Here is a 5,201-nt window from a genome sequence, read left to right on the forward strand (position 1 = left end):
AAGAGACAGCCCACCAAGCTCACCGAACCCACCGAGCCCGCCCGGCTCCCGGTGATTGTCCCGGTCTTGTCACGCGATTGTCCGCGTCCCGGAAGGGAGGGAACTCTGCACGACCCGCGGCGCTCTTTCTCCTCGTACTGGAGCGGATCACGTACGAAGCGAGAATCTGGAGCAGATCGTGACATCGTCGAAGAAAGTGGCGCGGCGTGCGCTGGGCGCTTCCGCCCTTCTGATGGTCGGTGCCCTCACGCTCACCGCCTGCGGCGGCAGTGCCAGCGCCGAGACGGACAAGGGCCCCGCCAAGGATTCGGCGGCGAAGATCACGATCTCGGCGAAGGACGGTTCGACGGGGGCGTCGATCAACTCGACCGGTGTGAAGGTCAGCGGCGGCAAGCTGACCGAGGTGGAGATGACGGTGACGGAGACAGGACAGGCCGTGGCCGGGACGATCTCCGGGGACGGGAAGACCTGGAAGCCCAAGGAGCAGTTGGAGCGGGGGACGAAGTACCAGATATCCGCCACCGCGAAGAACGGCAAGGGGCGCACGTCCGCCGCCAACTCCGTCTTCACCACCGTGACCACGGCGGGCAGCTTCATCGGGACCTACACGCCCGACAACGGGACCACGGTCGGCGTCGGGATGCCGGTGTCGTTCACGTTCGACAAGGCGATCACCAACAAGAAGGCCGTGCAGTCGCACATCAAGGTGACGTCGAGCAGTGGGCAGAAGGTGGTCGGGCACTGGTTCGGGGCGCAGCGGCTCGACTTCCGGCCGGAGGAGTACTGGAAGGCCGGTTCCAAGGTCACGATGAAGATCGACCTGGACGGGGTGGAGGGCGCCGACGGGATCCATGGGGTGCAGGACAAGACGGTCGACTTCACCGTCGGGCGCTCCCAGGTCTCCACGGTCGACGTCAGCACCCAGACCATGACGGTCGTACGGGACGGGAAGACGGTCAGGACGGTCCCGATCTCGGCCGGCAGCCCGCAGAACCCCACGTACAACGGCCAGATGGTGATCTCCGAGAAGTTCGTGCAGACGCGCATGAACGGGTCGACGGTCGGCTTCGGCGGCGAGTACGACATCCCGGACGTGCCGCACGCGATGCGGCTGACGACGTCGGGCACGTTCATCCACGGCAACTACTGGTACAGCAGGGGCAACCCGCCCTTCGGGCGCCAGGGCACCAGCCACGGCTGCGTCGGACTCCAGGACGTGCAGGGCGCCCAGGGCGACACCACCGCCAAGTGGTTCTACGACAACTCGCTCATCGGCGATGTCGTGACGGTCAAGAACTCCCCCGACGAGACGGTCACCCCGGACAACGGTCTCAACGGGTGGAACCTGTCGTGGAGCGACTGGACGGCGGGCAGCGCCGCCTGAGCCGTACCGGCTGGAGTGATGCCAGGTTCAACTGCCGCCTGGAAAACGCCCTTTGGGGCAGCAACGCCAAGATCTTCGGCGAATCGACGGGCCGCGCGGGAACACTCCGCGCGGCCCGCGCGTTTTCAGGACGTACGTTTTCTCGGTTCCCGGACATGATGTCCGCCCGAGGGGCTACCGTATGCACCCACAAGGTGACATGCAGCAACGCCGGGAGAAGCCTTGAGCGTTCCGTACGAGACGGCAGCGTACGAGCCACCCGAGTCGCCCGAGTCTCCGGAGGAGCACCTCGCGCGACTCCTCGGCCGTGCCCTGAACTCCTTCGAGCTGCCCGACGAGACGATACGGCTGCTCGACTGCGCGCTCGCGCACGACAGTTCCCTGCACTCCGCGCACTACAGCGCGGGGCTGCACCGGGCGACGTACCGGCACACCTGGCTGCTCGCCGACGGCTCCGCGGTCACACTCTGGGAGCTCGTGCACAACACGGCGCCGGGCCACGACCCGCAGCACGAGGTGTACGTGGACGACGAGGAGCTGCGGGCCGCGACGTCGCGGCTGCCGCTGCCGCCGGACACACCGGAGTTCGAGCTGCCGCCCATGGCGGAGCTGACTCGTGTCCCCGAACCCCGCCATGAGTACGTACCGGACGACTCGGCGGACCACGCCCGGCGCCTGCTGCGGCGCGCGGAGAACCCGGATCCGCCGGAGGACGAGCTCGCGGCGCTGCTGGTGCGGACGGCGTTCGCGCACGAGATCACACAGGCGTTCGGCCGTCCGGGGCGCAACGGCAGGCCGGGGCCGTACTTCTCGTTGTACGAGCACGCGTTCTTACTCACCGACGGGCGGGAGATCTCCCTGTGGGAGGTCGAGCACACGGCGACGCCGAGCGGGCGCCATATGTGCGAGGTCTACGCGACGGAGGACGCGGCCCGGGACGCGATGGAGCGGCGGGCGGCCAGCCTGGGATGACCGCACCTCGCAGGGGTTCCAGGTTCCAGGGACTCGCGGGGCTCGCAGGAGTCGTCTTGAGGCCCTTGGGGACCTTCCCCTACGAGCGGCCGTCGCTGAGTCGTCGTACCAGGATCGCGAAGGCGTCCCGTTCCGCCGGGGTCAGTTCGACGTGCTCGATCGGCGGTGCCGAGCGGCGCTGGCGGGGCAGTGCACCGAGCGTGCCGCCACGTCGCCGGGCCAGGGCGGCGAGATGGCGCCGGTGCGCGGGCAGATCCCGGCGCAGAATGCGGACGAGCACGGCGACCCAGATGACCGCCGCCAGGGCGAGGGCGGTCACGCCCATCAGTTGGAGGATCGACGCGTGCTCAGGCATGCGTTCCAGTAGACACCACGGTCCGGGCCTTCAGGGCACACCGTGATGCATCTCGCAGGTGCGGCGAACAGCGCACAGCGGATGTAAAGCAGCAAATGATCACACGATGAGCGACGGCCGCAGCCCCCTGTCCAACGGGCTGCGGCCGTCTGCTCGCCCTCAGGCGCCGTCCGGCCGGTCGCGGGGCGAGAGTCGCCACCGGCCGGACTCCACGGTCGCCGGCTCAGGCCGCGACCGGTTCCTTGGCCTCGGACTTCACGGCGGGGGCCGGTTCGGCCGCCGCGTCCGGCCGGGTCCTGCGCATGCCCTTCAGGACGATGACCAGGCCGGCCGTGACCGCGGTACCGACCGCGATGGCCAGCAGGTACAGGAACGGGCTGCCGATCAGGGGCGTGACCCAGATGCCGCCGTGCGGGGCGCGCAGGGTCGAGCCGAAGGCCATGGTCAGCGCACCGGTGACCGCGCCGCCCGCCATGGAGGCCGGGATGACCCGCAGCGGGTCGGCGGCGGCGAACGGGATCGCGCCCTCGGAGATGAAGGAGGCACCGAGGACCCAGGCCGCCTTGCCGTTCTCGCGCTCGGCGGTGGTGAACAGCTTCTTGCGGATCGTGGTAGCCAGGGCCATGCCCAGCGGGGGCACCATGCCCGCGGCCATCACGGCGGCCATGATCTTCATCGCCGAGTCGCTCGGGTCCTGCACGGCGATGCCCGCGGTGGCGAAGGCGTACGCGACCTTGTTGACCGGGCCGCCCAGGTCGAAGCACATCATCAGGCCGAGCAGGACGCCGAGCAGGATCGCGTTGGTGCCGGAGAGGCCGTTCAGCCAGTCCGTCATGGCCTTCTGGGCCTCGGCGATGGGCTTGCCGATCACGACGAGCATCAGGAAGCCGACGGCGATCGAGGAGAACAGCGGGATCACGACCACCGGCATGATGCCGCGCAGCACCGGCGGGATCTTGATCCGCTGGATACCGAGTACGACCGCACCGGCCAGCAGACCGGCGACCAGACCGCCCAGGAAGCCGGCGGCGATGTTGACGGAGATCATTCCGCCGACGAACCCGGGGACCAGACCGGGGCGGTCCGCCATGCCGTACGCGATGTATCCGGCGAGGACGGGGATCAGGAAGCCGAAGGCGACCTGGCCGATCTGGAGCAGCAGCGCGGCCCAGCTGTCGAGCTGGCCCCAGGCGAAGTGCTCGGTGACCGGCTTGGCCTCCGTGATGTCCCAGCCGCCGATCGCGAACCCGAGCGCGATCAGCAGACCGCCCGCCGCGACGAAGGGGACCATGTAGCTCACGCCGGTCATCAGCCACTTGCGGAGCTTGGTGCCGTAGCCCTCGCCGGGCTCGCCGGCGCGTTCGACCGGGGTGGAGCCGGGCCGGGCGGCCGCGGTGACCTCGCCGCGCTCGGCCTTGGCACGGACCTCGGCGATGAGGTCGGCGGGCCGGTTGATGGCCGCCTTCACACCGGTGTCCACGGTGGGCTTTCCGGCGAAGCGGTCCTTCTCCCGCACGGGGACGTCGTGGGCGAAGATCACGCCGTCGGCTGCGGCGATGACGGCCGGGTCGAGCCGGGAGAAGCCGGCCGAGCCCTGCGGCTCGACGGTGATCTCGACGCCATCGGTGTCGCGACCCGCGTTCTCCAGCGCCTCTGCGGCCATATAGGTGTGCGCGATGCCGGTGGGGCAGGAGGTGACGGCGACGATACGGAACGGGCGGGCGCCCTCCGTCGGAGTCGTACTGCCCGCGGCGGCGTCGGCGGAGGCCGTTCCGGCCGGCGCCGCCGCGGAGTCTTCGGAGCCAGTGGGCTCAGCGGAGCCAGTGGTGTCAGTGGACTTGGCGGTGTCCGTGGACTTGGCGGTGTCCGTGGACTCGGTGGTGTCAGTGGACTCGGTGGTGTCAGTGGACTCGGTGGTGTCAGTGGACTCGGTGGTGTCAGTTGGCTCAGCGGTGTCAGCGGAGTCGGTGGCGTTGCCGGTGGCCGGGGCGTCGTCGTCGCCCCGGATGAGCGCCGCCGCCCCGTCCGCGTCGTCCACGGACCGCAACGCGTCCGTGAATTCGGCGTTCATCAGCTGGCGGGCGAGGGACGACAGGATGGTGAGGTGGGCGTCGTCCGCGCCGGCCGGGGCCGCGATCAGGAAGATCAGGTCGGCGGGTCCGTCGGCCGCGCCGAAGTCGATGCCGGCCGCGCTGCGCCCGAAGGCGAGCGTCGGCTCGGTGACATGCTCACTGCGGCAGTGCGGGATGCCGATACCGCCGTCGAGGCCGGTGGGCATCTGCGCCTCGCGGGCGGCCACGTCGGCGAGGAAGCCGTCCAGGTCGGTCACCCGGCCCTTGGCCACCATCCGCTCGGCGAGGGCACGCGCCGCCGCTTCCTTCGTGTCGGCGGACAGGTCGAGGTCGACCAGATCCGCGGTGATCATCTCGCTCATCGCGGGCTCCTTCGCACGCGTATCGCCCGTGGGGAGTCGTGGGCGGGGGTGGGGAC

The 5,201-nt window shown here is 69.9% G+C and carries 4 protein-coding genes; 2 read left to right on the top strand and 2 right to left on the bottom strand.

Translation table 11 applies throughout. The annotated features are described in order from the left end of the window. The first annotated feature begins 232 nt into the window (after positions 1–232). Both FNH04_RS40755 and FNH04_RS40760 read left to right on the top strand, forming a co-directional pair. Positions 233–1,384, top strand: coding sequence for a L,D-transpeptidase (locus FNH04_RS40755; protein WP_152791232.1), 1,152 nt, complete (start codon positions 233–235; stop codon positions 1,382–1,384). A gap of 222 nt (positions 1,385–1,606) precedes the next feature. Next, the gene (locus FNH04_RS40760) at positions 1,607–2,356 is read left to right on the top strand and encodes a DUF6227 family protein (protein ID WP_152791229.1); all 750 of its coding nucleotides are present in this window, start codon (positions 1,607–1,609) and stop codon (positions 2,354–2,356) included. A 79-nt stretch (positions 2,357–2,435) separates the two neighbouring features. Here the strand turns inward: FNH04_RS40760 and FNH04_RS40765 are convergent, their stop codons facing one another. Both FNH04_RS40765 and FNH04_RS40770 read right to left on the bottom strand, forming a co-directional pair. Further along, positions 2,436–2,711: a hypothetical protein gene (locus FNH04_RS40765; RefSeq protein ID WP_152791230.1), complete on the bottom strand. Its 276-nt coding sequence runs from the start codon at positions 2,709–2,711 to the stop codon at positions 2,436–2,438. A gap of 223 nt (positions 2,712–2,934) precedes the next feature. Next, complete coding sequence (locus FNH04_RS40770; protein WP_152791231.1) at positions 2,935–5,145, bottom strand: PTS fructose transporter subunit IIABC; 2,211 nt, start codon at positions 5,143–5,145, stop codon at positions 2,935–2,937. Positions 5,146–5,201: the final 56 nt, after the last annotated feature.

The sequence above is a fragment of the Streptomyces phyllanthi genome, from assembly GCF_009377205.1.
GTDB lineage: Bacteria > Actinomycetota > Actinomycetes > Streptomycetales > Streptomycetaceae > Streptomyces > Streptomyces phyllanthi.